The following is a 21,441-nucleotide window of genomic DNA, read 5'->3' as shown; positions in this document are numbered from 1 at the left end:
CTTACACATAATTACCTCATCGGAGACAATCACGTGCACATCAGCCCCAATGATAGCAATACATACCGTTACCTCACTTTACCTAATGGTATCAGAGTGTTGCTGACGCATGACGCCAATGCGCAAAAGAGTGCCGCGGCGTTGGCCGTCAACGTGGGCCACTTCGATGATCCTCAAGACCGAGAAGGGTTAGCCCACTATTTGGAACACATGCTATTTTTGGGGACCGAAAAGTACCCGAAAGTGGGCGAATTTCAAAGTTATATTAATCAACATGGTGGCAGCAACAATGCGTGGACTGGGACTGAACATACTTGTTTCTTTTTCGATGTATCCCCCAACGCTTTCCCATCAGCCTTAGATCGCTTCAGTCAATTCTTTACCGCTCCACTATTCAATCCGGAAGCATTAGATAAAGAACGCCAAGCGGTTGACTCTGAATACAAGTTGAAACTCAATGATGACTCGCGTCGCTTATATCAAGTCAATAAAGAAGTGATCAACCAAGCGCATCCGTTCAGTAAGTTTTCAGTCGGTAATCTGGAAACGCTGGGCGATCGGGGCGGAAAATCCATTCGAGATGAGATAATCGACTTCCACTATTCGCATTACTCTGCGGATCTGATGACATTGGCCATCATTGGTCCACAAGAGCTTGATGAGCTTCAAACCCTGTGCGAAGAGATGTTTAACGACATTCCCAATCATCAACTTGCGGGCAAAAAAATCGATGCTGAATACTCGGACGCTGATTCAACCTCGATTTCGGTGCATGTAGAGCCGATAAAAGATCTGCGCAAGCTGATTCTCGCCTTCCCAATGCCTGGTATGGATAAGTACTACCAAACCAAGCCACTCTCTTACTTCGCGCATCTGCTGGGCGATGAAGGACCTGGAAGCCTGATGGTCGCACTCAAAGAACAAGGCTGGATTACATCCCTCTCCGCAGGTGGAGGCGCAAGCGGCAGCAACTATCGGGATTTCACCATTAGTTGCTCACTGACGCAGGAAGGGATGTCGCATACAGACGATATCATTCAGTCGGTATTCAGCTACATAACCCTTATCAAAACAAAAGGTATGGATGAATGGCGATACCTTGAGAAAAAAGCCGTCCTTGAATCTGCGTTTCGCTTTCAAGAGCCAACAAGACCACTTGATCTTGTCAGCCACCTTGTTATCAATATGCAGCACTATCAAGCCGAAGATGTGGTTTACGGCGACTACATGATGCGAGGCTATAACGAGCAACTACTCACTTCTCTGACTGATTATTTCTCAGTCGACAATCTTCGTGTCACACTGATTGCTCAAGGGCTAGATTACGATAAAGAAGCGAAGTGGTACTTCACACCATACGCGGTTCACCCGATTAGTGACCAGCAGCGATCACATTATCAAAAGCCATCGCCGCTCAAATTTTCTCTGCCTGATAAAAACCCTTTCATTTGCTACGATCTCGACCCTCAACCCATTGAGGGCAATGACACTGTACCTCAGGTGATTGAAGAGTTACCCGGCTTTAAACTTTGGCATTTGCAAGACACCGAATACCGAGTACCGAAAGGCGTCTTGTACGTTGCTATCGACAGCCCCCAAGCAGTTTCAACCCCGACAAACATCGTAAAAACAAGACTTTGCGTTGAGATGTTCTTAGACAGCTTGGCGAAAGAGACATACCAAGCAGAAATTGCGGGCATGGGTTACAACATGTACGCCCATCAAGGTGGCGTTACCTTAACCTTGTCAGGTTTCACCCAGAAGCAGCCGGAGTTGATGCAACTCATTTTGCAGCGATTCGCTAAACGGGACTTTAGTCAGCAACGCTTTGACACGATAAAAACGCAAATGCTAAGAAATTGGCGCAATGCTTCGCAAGATCGTCCAATTTCGCAACTCTTTAATGCTCTAACCGGAATCTTACAGCCGAACAATCCCCCCTACTCGGTGCTAGTCGACGCGTTAGAGCCCATAAGCGTTGAAGAGTTATCCAGTTTTGTTGAAGACATTCTCTCTGAATTGCATGTTGAGATGTTTGTGTATGGTGACTGGACGAAAGAAGAAGCGCTCAGCCTCGGTAATACGCTAAAAGACGCGCTAAGAGTCAAGAATCAACAGTACGAAGAGTCGTTACGACCGCTTGTCATGTTGGGTAAAAACGGGTCGTTTCAGCGGGAAGTGTTTTGTGACCAAGAAGACTCAGCCGTGGTGCTTTACTATCAATGTGAAGATAAGAGCCCCCGCAGTATTGCGCTGTATTCACTGGCTAACCACTTAATGTCGGCGACGTTTTTCCATGAGATTCGGACAAAGCAGCAGCTTGGCTACATGGTAGGAACAGGAAACCTACCACTAAACAAGCATCCAGGTATTGTGCTCTATGTTCAATCCCCCAATGCCGCTCCAAGCGACCTAATCCAGTCCATTGATGAGTTTTTAAACGCCTTTTATATGGTCCTGCTAGAGCTGAATGAATACCAGTGGCACAGCAGTAAACGAGGGCTATGGAACCAAATCGCGGCACCCGATACGACATTGAGGTCTCGGGCACAGCGGTTGTGGGTTGCGATTGGTAACAAAGATCTCGACTTCAACCAAAAAGAAAAAGTGCTAGAAGAACTTAAGACTCTGGATCGCTCCGACATGATTCGTTTTGTCGTCAACGAGCTCAAACCTCGTACCGCCAATCGACTCATCATGCACACACAAGGCAATGCGCACCACGAGTCAGAGAAGCTCGAACTTGGATCTGAGATCGGATCAATTGAAGAGTTTCAGTTAAGACCAAAAGACATCGAACTCGGTTAACTCGCGTCGCCATTAACTCGCTTGTTCAGATTCAACAATCTTCTTTAACGAATGTGGGTGTAGCTTGATGCACACCCCGCTTCGTTTAAATGCCACCGTCGGATTGTTCAAACGTTCCCCTTCTCCTTTTGGGCTCGATAGTTTGATTTTCACGCCTTGATCCGACAAGACATCATACTTCTCAGCGAAACAAGGAAATTGGCGTTTGAGATCTGCCAAATATTCTTCCGCCGTTTTAGCGTGAGATGGTACAACAAACTCCACATGCTCCCAGCTTTGTTCGGGGTAATACTTACCCTCTGCGGGATAAGGTAGCTCCAAGCACTCGATTTGCCACTCTAATGCGTTAAGTGGCTGATTGAATTCAAGAACGAATATCGGTCGACCATTGATCATCGCGTTGGAAATTTCTTTCCCCGCTTTTAGCCATTCTTGATGGGCTAAATGTGCCAATTCTGCTTCGTTGATGCGCAGTGCAATATGATCTGCTTGAAAATCCGACAAATTAATATGCAAGATTTCGCCTAACTGTTGGATTTTATGCATAAAATCGTTCAATTTTTGCTTCATCTGTTGGGGCATTAATTCAGCATCAATCAGTCTTTGAGACATTTAATTTCACCTAAAACATTAATTTTTCTTCAATACTAACAAGATCATCAGGAAAAGTAGAAAATTTCCCAGTTCACTCCCTATAAGGAATCCAATAAAGTTGCTATTATGTGCTCCAAATTATGAACTAGATCGAGATATACATTCATTCCATTTCGGTGGATATTATTCAGGCAACAACTGCAAGCCTAGCAATAGCGAATGTATACCCAACCAATTCCCTAGAATTGAAGGAAGCGCGTGTGAATATCCAAGCACTTATTAATGACAAAGTTTCTCAGGCTCTAGAAGCCGCTGGCGCACCTGCAGGCAGCCCTGCCGCAGTCCGCCAATCTGCAAAACCACAGTTTGGTGATTACCAAGCGAATGGCGTAATGGGCGTAGCGAAAAAGCTAGGCACGAACCCACGCGAATTTGCACAGAAAGTATTGGATGTTCTGGACCTAGACGGTATCGCAAGCAAAACTGAAATTGCAGGTCCTGGTTTCATTAACATCTTCCTAAGTGAAGAGTTTCTAGCGAAGCAAGCCGAGTCTGCATTGGCAGATGCTCGCCTAGGTGTCGCGCAAGAAGCGCAGCAAACGATCGTAGCAGACTACTCTGCGCCAAACGTTGCTAAAGAAATGCACGTCGGTCACCTACGCTCAACCATCATCGGTGACGCAGTTGTTCGTACTCTTGAATTCCTAGGTCACAAAGTGATTCGTGCCAACCACATCGGTGACTGGGGTACTCAGTTCGGCATGCTTATCGCTAACCTAGAACGCGTTCAAAAAGAGTCTGGCGAAGTTTCAATGGAACTGTCTGACCTTGAAGCCTTCTACCGCGAATCGAAAAAGCTCTACGACGAAGACGAAGAGTTCGCTGTTCGTGCACGTAACTACGTAGTGAAACTACAAAGCGGCGACGAATACTGCGCTGAGATGTGGAAGAAACTGGTTGACGTTACTATGGTTCAAAACCAACGTAACTACGACCGCCTAAACGTATCTCTAACTCGTGACGATGTTATGGGTGAAAGCATGTACAACGACATGCTACCTGGCATTGTTGCCGATCTGAAAGAGCGTGGTATTGCTCAAGAAGATGATGGCGCTCAAGTTGTCTTCCTAGAAGAATACAAGAACAAAGATGGCGAAGCGATGGGTGTTATCATCCAAAAACGTGATGGTGGCTTCCTATACACCACGACGGATATCGCATGTGCTAAGTACCGTTACGAAACACTAGGTGCAAACCGCGTACTTTACTTCATCGACTCACGTCAACATCAGCACCTAATGCAAGCTTGGACTATCGTTCGTAAAGCAGGTTATGTGCCAGAAGAAGTATCACTTGAGCACCACGCGTTCGGCATGATGCTAGGTAAAGATGGTCGTCCATTTAAGACTCGTGCAGGTGGTACGGTTCGTCTTGCTGATCTATTAGATGAAGCAGAAGAGCGCGCAATCAAGCTGATCGAATCTAAGAACGCAGATCTTGATTCAGAAGAGAAAGTCAAAATCGCTAACACTGTTGCTATGGCAGCGGTTAAGTACGCAGACCTATCTAAGCACCGTACAACAGACTACGTGTTTGACTGGGACAACATGCTAGCGTTTGAAGGCAACACAGCGCCTTACATGCAGTACGCTTACACTCGTGTCTCTTCTATCTTCGCTAAAGCAGGTATCTCTATGGATAACCTAGCAGGCGAAATCAAAGTGACTGAAGAGAAAGAAAAAGCGCTTATCGCTAAACTGCTTCAGTTTGAAGAAGCGGTACAATCTGTTGCTCGTGAAGGTCAACCACACATCATGTGTAGCTACCTATTCGAACTAGCGGGTCAGTTCTCTAGCTTCTACGAAGCGTGCCCAATCCTTAACACTGAAGACGAGTCAGTGAAGCAGAGCCGCTTGAAGCTTGCAGCTCTGACTGCGAAGACAATCAAGCAAGGTCTATCTCTGCTAGGTATCGAAACGCTAGAGCGCATGTAATTCAGCATCAAGCTTTTAGATAATCAGAAAGGTTGGCGTGAAAGCGTCAACCTTTTGTTTTATCTGGCGTATACTGACGTCATTCAATTCAAAATGGAAAATGATAATGAGTTTTGAACTGCACCCTCAATTGGCAAAAGATACCACCATCATTGGTCACTTCCCGCTGTGTGTTGCACTGCTGCATAAAGACAATGCCGTACCTTGGGTTATCTTAGTGCCTAAACGCGCCAATCTAAAAGAGCTGCATCACTTACCGATGCAAGAGCAACAGCAATTTTTGCATGAATCTCAAGCGGTAAGCCAAGCGCTAGAAGCGACCTTCAAGCCACAGAAACTCAACCTCGGCGCGCTTGGTAACATGGTTCCTCAACTCCACATCCATCACATCGCCCGATTTGAAGACGATATTGCGTGGCCAGGGCCGGTATGGGGAAATACCAAGGGAGAGTTTAGGACTGAGCAAGAGCAGTCTGAGATCCAAACAAGAATCGGCAACGTCCTTTCATTAAGTAAGCTGTTCACTCGCGCATAAAAAAAGGCCGTTCTATTGCTAGAACGGCCCATTTAATTGACTTGACTACATTGTCACTGTCACGGCTAAAGCATTACGTGCAACCATAGAATAACGCACACGAGTGATATGATTCGCCGCATTGGTATCAACCAAGCGTGATATCACCCCTTTCCTGATCCAAACGGAGAGCATGGCATCCACCCCATCTTCGCTAAGCGCAAACTGCTTAGCTAGTTCACGCTGAGAAGCAGTGCCGTTGCGCTCGATGTAGTACTTTAACTCAGACAATATCATGCGACTTGCACCTCTAGCTCCGGCTGCGCCTTCTGACCAGCTCTTTTCAATAGCTTGAAAACGATCAAACTTGTCAACATCACACCACCAATCCAAGCGGCGCTGGTTACTGGATGATCAGCAAAGTGAGTCACTTGGTAATAGAGGGCGGCACTTCCATAGGCCAATCCCATCGTCCAAACCGCAATAAATCTCGCGTATTTGGCGCCAAATTCACGCACATAAGCCCCCATAGCTGCGACACAAGGAGTGTAGAGCAAGATAAACAGTAAATAGGCAAATGCAGCGTGACCAGAAGCAAAGTGAGACTTTAGATTACCAAAGATAGACGCATCAACTTCCTGCTCTTGCGCAACAGCTTGGCTGTCTGTCAAATCTCCCACTTCAATACCGAGCGGGTCTGAGTAACTCAAGCCTGAAAGGTTATCAGGAATTGACATTACGGCCTCTTCGAGACTTGCGATTAAATCATACTCACCCGCTTCATCTTCCGCTGGCGCGTAGAGACTATTGAGAGTCCCGACAACCGCTTCTTTAGCAAAAATACCCGTAATAATACCCACCGTTGCAGGCCAGTTGTCGTTCTCGATACCGATAGGGGCAAAGACTGGTGTGACGACTTGGGATACTTTGGAGAGTACTGAGTTATCGCTATCTTCGTTGCCAAACGTTCCATCTGCACCAACAGAGTTGAGGAAGCTAAGGATGGTCACTACCACCACTATGGTTTTTCCTGCCCCCAATACAAAGCGCTTCAGTTTTTGCCAAGTCTTAATCACCACATTACGCATGGTCGGCAATTCATAGTCTGGCATTTCCATAACCAAACTATCGCTAGAACCGGGATAGATGGTGTGCTTGAGCACGAATCCCGTCAACACAGCGGCAAAAATACCGATTAAATACAATGCGAAAACCACATTTTGGCCACTCTCTGGAAAGAAGGCCGCTGCAAACAATGCATAGACAGGCAAGCGCGCACCACATGACATAAATGGCGCCATAGAGGCAGCTAACTTACGTTCACGCTCTTGATCCAATGTACGCGTCGCCATTATTGATGGGACGTTACAGCCAAACCCAAGAACAAGCGGAACAAATGCTTTTCCCGGCAAGCCAATTTTTTGCATCACTTTGTCTAATACAAACGCAGCACGAGACATGTAACCTGAGCTTTCAAGCACAGCAAGGAACAAGTACAAACAAGCGATAACGGGAATAAAGGTGGCTACCGTTTGAATACCCCCACCTAAACCATCAGCGATTAAAGTCACCAACCAAACAGGGAGATGGCTATCTAACAAATAATGCCCCCCATCAACCAGCAAGGCTCCCACGCCAATATCGAAGAAATCAATAAAAGCGCCACCAATGTTGATAGAGAACATGAACATTAAATACATCACAACAAAGAAAAACGGCACGCCAATCCATTTGTTCAAGATGATGCTGTCAACTTTTTCGGTAAAACTGTGGCTAAGCTTTCCCTCACTACGACGCACTTTTTTACATTGGTCATGCAAAAAGGTGTACTTCGTATCTGCAACCAACAAATCAATATCGATGCTCACTTGAGATTGCGTACTAATCACCCGCTTTCTCTCTTGCTGCGACAATGCGTTAAGCACTAGGCGATCATTCTCTAATGCGCGAATAGCCATCGCTCGCGCCGCGACATTTCTATTCTCAGCGAATACTGGCTCCAGCTCTTTAATGGCGCTTTCAAACTCAAAACCATAGTCCAAACGCAACTCATCCAACGCAACCCCTTGCACAATAGCTTTGTGAAGTCGATCTTTTAGAGTAAGCACTTGGCTTCGACTGTTGGCTGAGATAGCAAAGACTGGGCAACCCAACATGTTTTCTAGCGCTTTGATGTCGATCGTTTGTCGCTCGCGCTTCAGTGCATCCATCTTGTTCAACACAACAATCATAGGACGACCCAATTCACGCAACTGAAGAGTCATATAGAGACTACGTTCAAGACAGGTGGCATCAACGACATTAATGATCAGATCCGCTGGATGAGTTAACACCGCTCTAGAGGCGATAGACTCATCGATACTGTTACTGTCATTGCCGCTATCAAGCGCATAGATACCGGGTAGGTCTGTCAAAAAGAATTGATCCCCAGAGTGGAAGAACTTACCGGTTTTCTTTTCGACCGTTACGCCCGCCCAGTTGCCAACCTGCTGCTTGGCCCCTGTTAGCCCATTAAAGAGTGTTGTTTTACCACTGTTCGGGTTACCTACGGTGAGAATTTGATAGTCCACTAGTTCACCTCCACGCTAATTGCACTGGCAATATTTTCGCGAACAGCAAGTGATACACCGCGAACTTCAACTTGAAGTGGATCGCCCATTGGCGCTCGACGAATCAAAGTCACCGATGTTTGAGGCAGCAGCCCCATCACCATAAGTTTTTTTCTCACATCAATAGAGAGCTCATTGAATCCAGTAATAATGGCTTTTTGCCCTTGTTGTAGTTCTGATAATGTCATAAACAGGCCAGCTATATACAAATGAAAAGTATTTTTATTAACGCTTCCAATAGTACTTCCTTCAAATGTAACAATTCTTGTCTGAAATCAATCTTTGCACTTTTGGAAATGTCATTTTCGTTAAAAGAAGCGCCGTCAAAAACGTTAAAAACTAGAAATGAACAAGGAAGCCGAATTACCAAGAACAAAAAAAACCAGACAGGATTGACTTTTAGTTATTTAAATTCAACAGTTTACATAACTTGTCGCTTTTCTTATGTAATACTGGCGTTAATTTTATAAGTAAAAAAAGGCCATGGATTTATAGTTAATCACGTCGAGAGGGAGACCTTAAGACAAGAATTCCAGAGGTGGCGCATCCAGCGTCACTCCGGCAGCAAGCGAAGGTGTCATTGGCACCCGTGGTATAGTCCCCCCGGCTATACCACGATATTTTTTTTCATCTCATCTCCATTGTTACACTTCAAACCTCAATCCATTGACTAGCTTAAACCACTCAGTTTCCGTCTAAGATAACTGTTGTACGTATAATCATGCTTGCGCAATAAGACTGCTACGATGCGGTGCTATGGCTTAAGTAGGTTGTAGATTTCGGGATTGGAGCTTACGATGAAAAAGGAAACGAAGTCCTTCTCTAACCAAGACAAAGTGGTCTTTACGACTCTTGCTGCTCGACAAACTGCGTAGGTGGGACGCCAAAGCGATGTTTGAAACGTTGACTAAAATAGGAAGGGTCGTTGAATCCGCACTCAAAGGCAACGTCAGACACTTTCTCGCCAGCCAATAAACGGCGACAAGCTTGATCCAAACGCACCTCCGTTAAATATTCGGTGAAGGTTTTTTCAATCGCAGCTTTGACTCGTCTCTGTAAACTACGTTCTGACACATACAACATCTTCGCAGCAACAGACGTACTGAACTCTGGGTCAGAGTAGCTCTCTTGCACTAATGCTTTTACTTTTATAAGCCACGGGTCTTCAGCTGGCGCTTCAAGGCGGTCTTCCTCAGTAGGTAGCTCGATCACTGACTCTTCATCAAACGACTCACTGCCCTGCCAAGTGATTTCCATTAGATTACGCTCAACTGAACTGTGAGTGCTAATAGAGCCACCACTTTGATCAACCAAGGAATGAAGGGTTTGTAGGGTTGAAGAGTGGCTGTAGTTCTCCAGTGACTCACCTTGTTCAACAACCGACAGCGTCACCCACTGCTCTTCTTGACGTATCGAGATGATCACGACTTGGTTTCGGTAACAACGTTTGGTAATGCTATCCAATAACGTATTGAGCAACTCGTCGAGATTAAACGTCGCCAAAGTGATGTAATGATCCGAGTCATCATTGCGCTGAAATTCAACCTGAATCCCCGATTTAACCAATTCTTCTTCCCAACCATTCAATACCGAGTGCAGAATCAAATTGAGGTTGTAAACCGGAACCGCTTGACCATTGGTTGTTCTGACATGGAGTAGTAGATCCAACTCTTTGACCAGATAGTTAAGCATATGTTGATGACCACCACTCTGCTCTGAAGGGTGCTCTACAGACGAACTGATCAGACGGTGCTTCATCGCCTCAATGGACTGCGTTGTGATTAAGCGTCGAATTTGCAGTTGCTTTCTTAATTGCTGGTTATTGCTCAACAAGATACGACTTTGGTGACGCAGTTGGTTGGTTTTCAGGGCTACCTGAGCTTTAAGCTGTCTGTTGGCTTTGGTCATGATTCGTGAACGCCAATAAACGACCGTGGCCAAAACAAACAGCGTTATAAGTGCATAGGCTACAAGAGCATAAGTCGTTAAGAACCACGGTTTGGTAACATAAAACAGAAACTCGTTGCTTTGACCACGCTGGTTTGTGTTGATCACCGCTCTAACCTCTAGCCTGTAGTGGCCGGGCATCATATGGTCAATATTCAGCGTCGCGCCATCTAGCAGCTGCCATTGTTCCTCATTAAGACGGTACTCTACAGAGACTTTATTTACTTGAGGTAGCACACCAAATTGGAACGATACCGATTCACCGTAGCCAACTTCCAATAATTGCTCTGACGTTTCACCGAGCGAATGAAGGGTTTGATTGACTTTTACTTGGCTAATAATGACTTTAATATCAGGCAAACGGCTCACAACCAATTCGTGAGTATTCACTTTAATCAAACTCGATTTGGCTCCCAATAGCAGAGTACGTTCACTGTCAGTGCTGTAACTACACAGGCGTGGAGAAAACTCATTGCTTATCAAACCAAAGGGCTCGCCGTAGTGGCGTATCAGGTCGCCCTGCTCAGAATATCGTGTAAATCCAGCCGATGACGTCAGCCAAATGCCATCTTGGTTTTTGAGTAAGCACTTGGGCGTGATGTGTCCATCAAGTAAAGGAATCGGATCGACATGTCCGTTGTAGAGACCAAAACGATAAAGGCCGTAGCGGCTGGCAACCCAAACTTGCTCATCCGCAACCTGAACAAGATTAATGACCAATCCAAACGGAACACTCTCACCTACGAAGTTCACTTGCCCGTCGCGCATTACATACACGCCGTGCTCTGTACCCAGAACCAGATGACCTTGAGACGTAACCATCATTTGCGTGAGCTGAGCAGGCAAGTACCTTTTAATCATCCACTCAGAGCCATATTGCGTCAGCGTATTGGTCGTCATCTCATAACTCCACAGCTGCTGATCGCTTGCTCCCCACAACAGCCCCTTTCCATCCAATTCGAGCAGTTTGGTTGGGAAAGACTTCAGATAGATAGGTAGATTGTCATCTTTAATAACCTGCCCAGTCATCGAGTCGACACACACTATCCCGTTGTTTGTCGCAAGCCACAAGACACCATTGTGTTCAACCAAATCGTGCACTTTCCCTCGGTAAAAAAGCTCGCGTCTGCTGACTTTATTCAAGCTTAATCGATACACGCCATTATCACTGATTATCCAATAACCGTCTTTGGTCTTCATACGAGTCAGATAACGAGGCTCGTCCATGGATAAATTCGTCGAGAGTAGACGATCGGGGAATCGTTCGAACTTGTGCGAAAAAAGCGAGAAGTAACGTACCCCACGATCGGTCGCAATCCAAATACCACCAGATTGATCGTTTAGCAGCGCATATATTTTGCCTTGGCTGACAACATTGTCATTGAAGCCAGAGGACGTCAGACGCTTACTTTCGCCAGTCAAAAAGGAATAGACAACGAGACCTTTCTCGGTCCCGATCCAGTATTCTTGACTCGTTTCAGCGATACTTAGCACATGTGAGCCGGGTATCTTTTGTATGGGTTTGTTGGGGTTTTGGATATCAAAGATCAACGCGCCCTTAAGTGAGCCGATCACTAATTCTCGACGCTTGTCAGAAAAGTAGATCTTTTCAACGTGCTTTTTCCCTGAACTCGCTACATGTTCAAAGTTCTCATTCTGAGAAAGGTAAACCCCTGCGTTCGTACCCAACACCCATTTTGACAGGATGAACTTTGCGTCATTTATCTCAATCGATGCGGATTGGCTGTACTGATAAAGGGACAGCAGCGAATAGGTGTTGAAGCTGCCGCTATCAACGTCATAGGTGTAAAAACTGGTATCGTCAGAGAGCCAAATATAGCGCTTGGATGCCCCTATTCTCTTGATTTCGACGCCAGGTTGGAGACTGAAAATGAGCTCTCGTTCTTTGTTTGGTTCAGTACGATAAATCTCATTGCGGAAAAACGACCAAAAAGCATTGTCTAAAAAGGCAACGCGATCAACCTCATGCTCCAACGCAGAGCCAGACTGAGGCATGATATTTTGACCATCAAAGAACAGTATTTGATTGCGAACGTCTTGGAACCAAACGCCACCACCATCAGCTAAAAACAGATCCTTAGCGGCAAATACTTTTCCTTGGGCTTGTGTGGGTAACGGGTAGAAAACGGTTGGCGTTGACTCGACAGCACTGACGATAGGCGCTAACCAAATTAGAACCGTAACCCATAAGGCTCTTATCACCTAAACTTTCCCTAACAGCAATAGAATTAAAACAGAATAGTGTTCGTTCACTAGTGGTAGCGCCGAACAACTGAATATTTATTTTGTGAAAATAATTATCTAAGAATAGGGAGAATAAACAAGTGAGTCTGCGACATTCCGCTGACTTTTAAAGCGAAATTCACATCTAAATGGCTTACTGAAGAAAAATGTTGAAAAAGGGAGCCAACACTCCCTCCCCTATTACACACCACCTAGACAGTTGAAAAAGCTGTCGGCTAAATTCTGCCTAAACTGAAAATAAGACCCTGACTGTACGACCACACTGGTACCCAAAGGGTCAAGGACACCAACACGAGCATCGCTTCCTCGAGTAACAGAGTCAATAACAGCTGGCGTAAACTGTGGTTCTGAGAACACGCAGACTGCCTGCTTCGAAGACAGGGCTTTACGAATTTTAATTAATGTTTTTGCCCCCGGTTTTCTGTCAGGGCTTACCGTAAAGTGACCTAAGTGGTTCAGCTCAAAATCACTCTCAAAGTATCCGTATGCATCATGAAAAACGTAGTAACCTTTCTCTTTCACGGGAGTAAGCTGAGACATCAATGCCACTTGTTGCTTCTCTAGCTTTAGTAAGAACGCGGCCAAGTTATCCTGATATCGCTGAGCATTTTTCTCATCTAAACGACTCAACTTGGCAACGATCGCTTTTGCTACCTGCTGAGTGGTTTTGTAACCCAACCAAAAATGAGGGTCGTGGCTGCCATGATCATGGCCGTGATGGTCATGATGATCGCCGTTGTACTCTCGTAGCTCCAATCCATCAACGTCACTCAGAGTGAGTACGCTATCGCGATTTTCAAGAATTTTAGCAAGGAAAGGTTCGAGGTCATTGCCAAACCAAACAATCATATCGGCACTTTGAATACGCTTTACGTCAGATGGTCTCAACGCGTAATCATGAGGGGAAGCATTCGCTGGGATCAAAACATCAACTTGGGACACTTCTTGCGTCAACTCGGTAGCTATCATTTGAATGGGTTTGATACTGGTTAACACGGTCGCAGCATTTGCACTAAATGCCGCCAATAAAACACTGACAAAAGAAAAAATACGCTTCATAAAGGGAACAGTCGTCTAGTCTAACAAGGGATTAAATGTTACATTATAACACTAAGTAATTGCAAATGAGTGCTATTCATGTCGACATTGGTCGAACTCACTGACATCTGCGTTCAATTTGAAGAACGCAAAGTACTAGATAGAGTCTCTTTAAAGCTGAACCGTGGAGAAATTACCACGTTAATCGGCCCTAATGGTGCAGGCAAATCAACGCTAGTAAAAGTGCTACTCGGTTTACAGCGCAAGTATCAAGGAAAAGTAACCAAGAGCAAAGGTCTAAAGATCGGCTATGTACCTCAAAAGCTCAAGCTTAATGATTCACTGCCGCTCAACGTAACAAGGTTTTTGAAACTCTCTGGCCGATTCAGCCAACAAGAGATCATAGAAGCATTGAAACTGGTTGGCGCCGAGCACTTGTTAACCTCAAACATGCACAGCCTATCGGGTGGTGAAAACCAGCGTGTCTTACTCGCTCGTGCTCTACTGCAACGTCCAGATTTATTGGTGCTTGATGAGCCAGCACAAGGCGTTGATGTTCAAGGGCAAATCGATCTTTACGATTTAATCGATACCATACGCCATCGTTTCAATTGCGCCGTTTTTATGGTGTCTCATGATCTGCATCTTGTTATGGCGAAAACCGATGATGTCATTTGTTTGCATCATCACATCTGTTGTTCTGGCTCGCCAGCAGCAATAAGCCAGCACCCAAGCTATATCGCACTCTTCGGCCATGGCCACCAAGAGGCGCTTGCTCTGTATAACCATCAGCATACTCACCACCACCATGATTTGGCAGGGCAACCTGTGTCTGGCGATGCTTCAAGCTGTTCACATCATTCACACGGACACCACCATGATTGAGTTTTTACTACCATCTCTGCTTGCTGGGCTTGGCATTGCCATTATTGCGGGCCCGCTTGGCTCCTTTGTCGTGTGGCGCAAAATGGCGTACTTCGGTGACACACTGGCACACGCATCACTCATGGGTATTGCGTTTGGTTTTTTGCTTAATGTAAACCTTTATCTCGCACTGGTGGTTTGTTGTCTCGCTCTTGCACTGATCCTGGTGACTCTGCAAAAACAACAACTGGTTGCGACGGATACCCTACTTGGCATTTTGGCCCACAGCGCTTTATCTCTCGGTTTGGTTGCCGTCAGCTTTTTAGACGATGTGCGAATTGATCTGATGAGCTACCTGTTCGGTGATTTGCTTTCTGTAACCCCCACCGACTTAATGTACATCTACGGCGGTGTGATTGTTGTTTCCACGATATTGGCAATCTTCTGGCGCTCGCTACTTGCAACAACCGTCAGTGAAGATTTAGCAGCGGTTGACGGCCATAATGTGGATTTGATGCGCCTTGTTTTGATGCTGATGGTCGGTTTGGTTATCGCTATCGGGATGAAGTTTGTCGGTGCGTTGATAATGACATCGCTACTGATTATTCCGGCTGCTGCTGCACGTCGATTCTCATCAACGCCAGAACAGATGGCACTGTTGGCTTCACTTATTGGTGCTCTCGCTGTCGTGTTTGGTTTAAGCCTATCTTGGCACTTTGACACACCGGCAGGGCCATCGGTAGTGATTAGCGCGACCACCATGTTTATGCTCTCTCAACTAGTTAGAACCAAGGCATAATAAAAAGCCGACGTATTTTACGTCGGCTTTTCAGTCTAACTCTTGCGTTTACGCGCCTTCGTTATGTAACTCTAGGTTAGCGAGTTCTTGTTGAATCTCACGCTGGACTTTCGCATCATCGTTTCGTAAAGACTCCAAAAACTCTAGATACTTCTGATCGATATCTCCGGTGACATATTCGCCGTTAAACACCGATGTTTCGAAACGAGCGATATCACTATTACCAATACCGACAGCTTCTACTAAATCTTCAAGCGTTTGGAAAATCAGTTCATCAGCACCAATCTGCTTACAGATTGCATCGTTATCACGGCCATGAGCAATCAGCTCATTTGCGCTTGGCATATCGATGCCATAAACGTTCGGGAAACGAATTTCTGGGGCAGCAGAGACCATGAACACTTTCTTAGCACCTGAATCACGCGCCATTTCGATAATTTGCTCAGAGGTCGTACCGCGCACAATGGAGTCGTCCACAAGCAGAACATTCTTATCTTTAAATTCTGAGCGAATCGCGTTGAGCTTGCGACGGACCGACTTTTTACGCTGCTGCTGACCAGGCATGATGAAGGTACGTCCAACATAACGGTTTTTCACAAAACCTTGGCGGTAGGGTTTGTCAATCGCTTGAGCAATCTGCAGGGCAATATCACACGATGTCTCTGGGATTGGAATAACCACATCAATATCTAAATGCGCGTACTCATCACGAATACGATCACCAAGTTTCTTACCCATTTCTACTCGAGCGCTGTATACCGAGATTTTATCGATAAACGAGTCAGGGCGAGCGAAATAAACAAACTCGAAGATACATGGGTTAAGTGCTGGGTTGTCAGCGCACTGCTTGGTATGCAGCTCACCATCAAACGTAGCGTAGATCGCCTCACCAGGAGCCACATCACGAATAAAATCAAAACCAACCGCATCCAATGCGACCGATTCAGAAGCCACCATGTATTCCGTACGGCCGTCCACTTCACGCTTACCTAGGCATAGAGGGCGAATGCCATGTGGGTCACGGAAAGCAATCATACCATGGCCGATGATCATTGCCGTTACCGCGTACGCTCCGCGAATTGCACGGTGAACATTCGTTACAGCGCGGAAAACATCTTCGGCTGTCACATTGCCTTTAACCGTATCTATTTCATGCGCCAGTACGTTAAGCAATACTTCTGAATCCGACGTCGTGTTAAGGTGACGACGGTCTTTTTCAAATAATTTCTGACGAATTTCATTGGCATTCGTTAGGTTACCGTTATGAGCCAACGTGATACCAAATGGAGAGTTAACATAGAAAGGCTGCGCTTCAGACGCACTTGAGCTGCCTGCCGTTGGGTAGCGAACATGGCCAATACCAACTGTACCTTGCAGTCTTTGCATGTGCTTTACTTCAAACACATCTTTCACCAAACCATTCGCCTTACGCAGACGAAAACGATTGCTTTCTATGGTACAAATACCCGCGGCATCTTGGCCACGATGCTGCAAGACCGTCAATGCATCATAGATAGACTGGTTTACAGGCGTTGTGCCCACGATTCCAACAATACCACACATGTCCTAACCCTCGATTTTCGACAATGGCTGACGCGCTACAGCGCGTCAGATAAGAAACTTGATGTTGCTTGTAAGTGTTCAAAGAACGGAGCAATGATGTGCTTAAACTGCGGCACCAATTGCGAGCCCTTAAACCACTCCGTCTCTGGAAACGATGTAAACGTATCCAGAAAAAATAGTGCAGCCGAGACAATCAGAACACCGCGTAAAGCACCAAACACAATACCCAGTACTCGGTCAGTTCCTGATAAGCCTGTTTTTTGCACCAATTGTCCGATCACGTAGTTCACGACCGCTCCAACAATGAGTGTTGCGACAAACAAGGCTGCAATCGCCGCTCCGTTTCGAAACATCTCATCTTGGATATTGGTAAAGTACACCGCTAACTTTGCGTAGTACTGACTGGCGATAAAAAAAGCGCCAAACCAAATCACTAATGACAACGCTTCTTTAGCGAAACCACGAACTAAACTGATCAAAGCCGAAAGGCCGATCACACTTAAAATGACAATATCTAACGGATTCATTCTTTACTTACATCTTAAGTTGGCGCGCATTTTAACAGAAAAAACGCTGACGCAAACGTTTTCTTATGGGTTTAGTGGTTTAAATTTGAGCAATTGACCTTTTGAGCCGGTAATTTTTTCGAGTTCAATCACTTGGCGTTCAAGTTTGCTCTTCGACACATCTGGGCCGATTATTACTCGCGTAAAATTGTTCTCTGGCTTCACATGCGCTTGATAGCCACGCTTTTGCAGATCTTTGACAAGATTCTTCGCATTGTCAGCATTTTTGAGGGCCATCAACTGAATGATCCACGCGTTTTCTTGATACTCATTACGTTCCGGAATTTCCTTAACGATAACAGGTAACGGTTCTTCTTTTGCCCCTTCGGACTGTGCTAGAGAAGTCTCCTCAAGCGTCACCTCTACTGGCGTTTCGGGTAAACTCGCAGAGTCGTCGACGGGATCAAGAACTTCGAATGACTCAAGATCATTGCCGACTTCAGGTTTAATCGGAATACTCGCAATCTCTTCTTTGTAATGTGTTTTCTTACCATCTAAGACATCAGGTAAAACAATCACCCCAATTGCAACCAAGATGATGGTACCGACTAAACGGCTTTGAAACTTACTGGCCATTTACTCTCCTTTTCTTTCCCAGTGTTCAAGCACTTCCCCTACCGTGTGGAAAGAGCCTACCACGAGGATGACATCTTCGGGGGCCGCGTGTGTCATTGCCGCATCAAAAGCGGCCAGAGGGGATTCAAACTGGACGTTGCCGGCAGGTAGGTGCTGACAAAGCTCATCCGCCGTTGCTGCTCTTGGCCCAGTGAGAGATGCCGGATACCAGTGCGTCGCAATTGGCGCTAGTGCTTCAAGCGTTGCTTTAATGTCTTTGTCGTGCAGCATCGCGACCACTGCATGTATCGTTTTGCCGGGATATTGTTGGTGAACGCGGCCAACTAAGTACTCCGCAGAATGCGGGTTATGAGCGACATCAAGCAAAACGGTTGGCGAATGATTGATGATTTGCATTCGGCCAGGCAACTGAGCGTTGTTCAATCCGTTGACGATGTTAACGTCAGTAATGTCTAGATTTGCTGTTGCAAGCGCCATTAACGCCGTCGCAGCATTTTGCAAAGGTAAACTCGGTATAGGGAGCGCTTCGAGGTCATAAGACCCATGAGTCCACGTCCACTCGGTTTCGGAAGTTTGCTCATATCGATATTGAATGTCGACTTGATAAAGCTCAGCACCGATGTCATCAGCATGTGCAGCGACAGTAGAAGGCGCTTTTGGCTGACCGCAAATAGCGGGTTTACCACTACGGTAGATCCCTGCTTTTTCGAAACCAATCACATTGATGTCATCGCCAAGCCAATCGATGTGGTCGAGAGCAAGGCTGGTGATCACAGACACATCGTGAGCAACGACATTAGTCGCATCCAAGCGCCCACCAAGACCAACCTCAAGCAAAACAACATCGACTTTTTCAGTTTGAAATAACCGTAAAGCGGCCAAAGTGCCATACTCAAAGAAACTTAAACTGATATCGCCACGCTGCTGTTCAACAAAGTCAAAGGCTTCGGTGTGCTTTTCATCACTTAAATCTTGGCCATTGATTCGAACCCGTTCATTGTAACGAATCAAATGAGGAGAGCTGTAGACACCAACGGAATAGCCAGCATCAAGTAAGATGGCTTCCATTAATGCACAAGTAGAACCTTTGCCGTTGGTTCCTGCAACAGTGATAACGGTAGGTGCGGGTTTGGTAAGATTGGCAGACTCTGCCACGGCTTGAACACGTTCTAAACCAAGATCAATGGCAGACGTATGGATATTTGCTAAATAATCAAGCCACATCGAAAGTGGAGATGTGGCTTGAGGAATTTGGGTTTGACTCATCTAACTAAAACCAAAAATTAGTGGTGGTTTGTTAGTGTGTTACTTTACCCTTTTTCTTCTACTTCTGGTACATCATAGTGCGCTTCATTTGGTGAATCATTCACAGAAACCACCAAAGGAGACGCTTGGTTAGTCATTTTAGCCAATAGACTACCGATACGCTGACGCATTTCACGACGGTCGACGATCATATCAATCGCGCCGTGCTCAAGTAAGAACTCACTGCGCTGGAAGCCTTCTGGTAGATCTTCACGAACCGTTTGTTCGATAACACGACGGCCAGCGAAGCCAATCAGAGCTTTAGGCTCACCGATGTTCACATCACCAAGCATTGCAAGACTCGCAGAGACACCGCCCATAGTTGGATCTGTCATCACTGAGATAAACGGCAAACCTTTCGCTGATAAACGCTCTAACGCTGCACTGGTTTTGGCCATTTGCATTAGCGACATCAGTGCCTCTTGCATACGTGCGCCGCCACTTGCTGAGAAACAAACAAGACCGCAATTGTTTTCCATTGCTGCTTCCACAGCACGAACAAAACGAGCACCAACAACAGAGCCCATTGAACCGCCCATGAAGGAAAACTCAAACGCACAGGCGACAACCGGTAAACCAAGTAGCTCACCTTTCATAACCACAAGCGCGTCTTTTTCGCCGCTACTCTTTTGAGCCGCTGACAAACGATCTTTGTATTTCTTTGAGTCTTTGAACTTCAGTTTATCTTTCGGCTCTAACTCATCTGCTAGTTCAACGCGCTCACCTTCATCTAGGAACGTTTCTAGACGACGACGAGCCTTCATGCGCATGTGATGGTCACATTTTGGACACACTTCTAGGTTACGCTCTAGTTCAGCGTGATATAGCACTTGTTCACATGACGTACATTTCGTCCATACACCTTCTGGGATAGAAGCTTTGCGTGAACTACCGATGTTGCTTTTTTCTAAAATCTTTTCAAGCCAACTCATGGAAGACCTTTTCTCTACTACTCCCGCGCAAAGTGCGAAGGATACAAATTCTGAATTTATGCGTGAGGATTAAAGCATATAAAATGCCAGCTGTGCACAAAAAACTGGTTGTACCTATTTTCTGTACCTATCTCTCACACCCTAAACAACTGATTGTTTCGACAATTTAACACGAATTAGTTCAAGTTATCGGGCAAAAATAGTGGCCCAATCGGCACTCTTGGCAATTCAAACTCTGCAGGGTAATCCACATCGACTAGGTACAACCCTTCCGCTTTTGCTGTTGCACCTGCGAGCTTGCGATCTTTCGCCCCAAGCAACCATTGAATCCATTCAGGCTCTTGCTCGCCACGACCAACACAAATCAGGCTGCCTGTAATATTGCGAACCATGTGGTGAACAAACGCATTGGCTTTAATATCAATCACCACGTACTGATTATGCCGTGTGACATTAATGTGCATCATATTGCGCCAAGGGCTACGTGATTGACAGTGGGTCGCTCGAAACGAAGTAAAATCGTTTTCACCAAGTAAGTATTGTGCCGCTAAATGCATTTTCTTTTCATCTAGCTCACCATGATAGTGGCTTACACCCGTAGAGAGGATGCCTGGTCGTAGCGCGCTATTAAAGATGATGTAGCGATAGCGACGAGCGGTTGCAGTGAAGCGCGCGTGAAACTCTTCAGGCACTTCTTTCGCCCAACGCACGGCAATATCACCGGGAAGATTCGCATTGGCACCCATTGTCCAAGCCACCATTTTACGGCTTGCCGTCGTATCAAAGTGGACCACTTGACCTGTACCGTGCACACCTGCATCTGTTCGGCCTGCGCATTGAACTTCGACCGGATGGTTTGCGACAACACTCAGCGCTTTCTCCAATTCCTCTTGAACGCTTTTCACGTCTTGTTGACGCTGCCAACCATAGTATTGAGTACCGTTGTATTCGATACCTAAAGCTATTCTCATCAGGGGATCTCTCAGGGTCTGCTCAGTAAGGGCGGCAAGTATAAACACTTTCCAGAAAAAAAATAAGGGGGACGCCTGTCCCCCTTGGGTTTGATT

At 45.9% G+C, this 21,441-nt stretch carries 17 protein-coding genes; 5 read left to right on the top strand and 12 right to left on the bottom strand.

All coding sequences use genetic code 11. From position 1 onward, the window contains the following. The first annotated feature begins 33 nt into the window (after positions 1–33). Positions 34–2,808, top strand: coding sequence for an insulinase family protein (locus ACUALS_RS04680; RefSeq protein WP_454448968.1), 2,775 nt, complete (start codon positions 34–36; stop codon positions 2,806–2,808). 12 nt (positions 2,809–2,820) lie between these two features. Here ACUALS_RS04680 and ACUALS_RS04675 read toward each other — a convergent pair whose 3' ends face one another. Continuing rightward, entirely contained in the window at positions 2,821–3,420 is a 600-nt protein-coding gene (locus tag ACUALS_RS04675) for a VOC family protein (RefSeq protein WP_454448967.1), read from the bottom strand. A 242-nt stretch (positions 3,421–3,662) separates the two neighbouring features. Here ACUALS_RS04675 and argS point away from each other — a divergent pair, with 242 nt between their 5' ends. Both argS and ACUALS_RS04665 read left to right on the top strand, forming a co-directional pair. Beyond that, positions 3,663–5,396 (top strand): arginine--tRNA ligase, encoded by a 1,734-nt coding sequence (argS, locus tag ACUALS_RS04670; RefSeq protein WP_038141007.1) that lies wholly within the window; start codon positions 3,663–3,665, stop codon positions 5,394–5,396. Between the two features lie 106 nt (positions 5,397–5,502). Further along, positions 5,503–5,931: an HIT family protein gene (locus ACUALS_RS04665; RefSeq protein ID WP_038141006.1), complete on the top strand. Its 429-nt coding sequence runs from the start codon at positions 5,503–5,505 to the stop codon at positions 5,929–5,931. Between the two features lie 45 nt (positions 5,932–5,976). On the opposite strand, the gene ACUALS_RS04660 is transcribed toward ACUALS_RS04665, so the two are convergent. The 5 genes from ACUALS_RS04660 to znuA all read right to left on the bottom strand — a co-directional run bounded on the left by ACUALS_RS04660 (position 5,977) and on the right by znuA (position 13,790). After that, complete coding sequence (locus ACUALS_RS04660) at positions 5,977–6,207, bottom strand: FeoC-like transcriptional regulator (RefSeq protein WP_038191740.1); 231 nt, start codon at positions 6,205–6,207, stop codon at positions 5,977–5,979. Further along, positions 6,204–8,480, bottom strand: coding sequence for a Fe(2+) transporter permease subunit FeoB (feoB, locus tag ACUALS_RS04655; RefSeq protein ID WP_454448966.1), 2,277 nt, complete (start codon positions 8,478–8,480; stop codon positions 6,204–6,206). The genes ACUALS_RS04660 and feoB overlap by 4 nt, the downstream gene beginning before the upstream one ends. Further along, positions 8,480–8,707 carry a FeoA family protein gene (locus ACUALS_RS04650; protein ID WP_005471674.1) on the bottom strand — a complete coding sequence of 76 codons (228 nt, stop codon included), beginning with the start codon at positions 8,705–8,707 and terminating at the stop codon, positions 8,480–8,482. The genes feoB and ACUALS_RS04650 overlap by 1 nt, the downstream gene beginning before the upstream one ends. A gap of 655 nt (positions 8,708–9,362) precedes the next feature. Next, on the bottom strand, positions 9,363–12,689 hold the full coding sequence (locus tag ACUALS_RS04645) for a helix-turn-helix domain-containing protein (protein ID WP_454448965.1): 3,327 nt from the start codon (positions 12,687–12,689) through the stop codon (positions 9,363–9,365). Positions 12,690–12,911: 222 nt separating this feature from the next. Then, a complete protein-coding gene (gene znuA / locus ACUALS_RS04640) occupies positions 12,912–13,790 on the bottom strand; it encodes a zinc ABC transporter substrate-binding protein ZnuA (protein WP_454448964.1) in 879 nt (292 codons plus the stop codon). 78 nt (positions 13,791–13,868) lie between these two features. Between znuA and znuC the strand changes: the two genes are divergently transcribed. Both znuC and znuB read left to right on the top strand, forming a co-directional pair. Then, positions 13,869–14,654, top strand: a complete 786-nt coding sequence (znuC, locus tag ACUALS_RS04635; protein WP_039477763.1) for a zinc ABC transporter ATP-binding protein ZnuC — start codon at positions 13,869–13,871, stop codon at positions 14,652–14,654. Next, positions 14,647–15,432 (top strand): zinc ABC transporter permease subunit ZnuB, encoded by a 786-nt coding sequence (gene znuB / locus ACUALS_RS04630; RefSeq protein WP_454448963.1) that lies wholly within the window; start codon positions 14,647–14,649, stop codon positions 15,430–15,432. Before znuC ends, znuB begins: the two co-directional genes overlap by 8 nt. Before the next feature lie 48 nt (positions 15,433–15,480). Here the strand turns inward: znuB and purF are convergent, their stop codons facing one another. The 6 genes from purF to truA all read right to left on the bottom strand — a co-directional run bounded on the left by purF (position 15,481) and on the right by truA (position 21,345). After that, positions 15,481–16,995 (bottom strand): amidophosphoribosyltransferase, encoded by a 1,515-nt coding sequence (gene purF / locus ACUALS_RS04625; protein ID WP_454448962.1) that lies wholly within the window; start codon positions 16,993–16,995, stop codon positions 15,481–15,483. 35 nt (positions 16,996–17,030) lie between these two features. Continuing rightward, positions 17,031–17,522: a CvpA family protein gene (locus ACUALS_RS04620; RefSeq protein ID WP_005471775.1), complete on the bottom strand. Its 492-nt coding sequence runs from the start codon at positions 17,520–17,522 to the stop codon at positions 17,031–17,033. Positions 17,523–17,585: 63 nt separating this feature from the next. Then, positions 17,586–18,137: an SPOR domain-containing protein gene (locus ACUALS_RS04615; protein WP_454448961.1), complete on the bottom strand. Its 552-nt coding sequence runs from the start codon at positions 18,135–18,137 to the stop codon at positions 17,586–17,588. Further along, entirely contained in the window at positions 18,138–19,403 is a 1,266-nt protein-coding gene (gene folC / locus ACUALS_RS04610) for a bifunctional tetrahydrofolate synthase/dihydrofolate synthase (protein ID WP_454448960.1), read from the bottom strand. It abuts the gene before it with no gap. Between the two features lie 44 nt (positions 19,404–19,447). Next, on the bottom strand, positions 19,448–20,374 hold the full coding sequence (accD, locus tag ACUALS_RS04605) for an acetyl-CoA carboxylase, carboxyltransferase subunit beta (RefSeq protein ID WP_005471616.1): 927 nt from the start codon (positions 20,372–20,374) through the stop codon (positions 19,448–19,450). Positions 20,375–20,550: 176 nt separating this feature from the next. Further along, the gene (truA, locus tag ACUALS_RS04600; protein WP_038141519.1) at positions 20,551–21,345 is read right to left on the bottom strand and encodes a tRNA pseudouridine(38-40) synthase TruA; all 795 of its coding nucleotides are present in this window, start codon (positions 21,343–21,345) and stop codon (positions 20,551–20,553) included. Between the last annotated feature and the right edge of the window lie 96 nt (positions 21,346–21,441).

It is taken from the genome of Vibrio sp. NH-7 (assembly GCF_053643215.1).
This window is presented reverse-complemented; position numbering and strand designations above follow the sequence as displayed.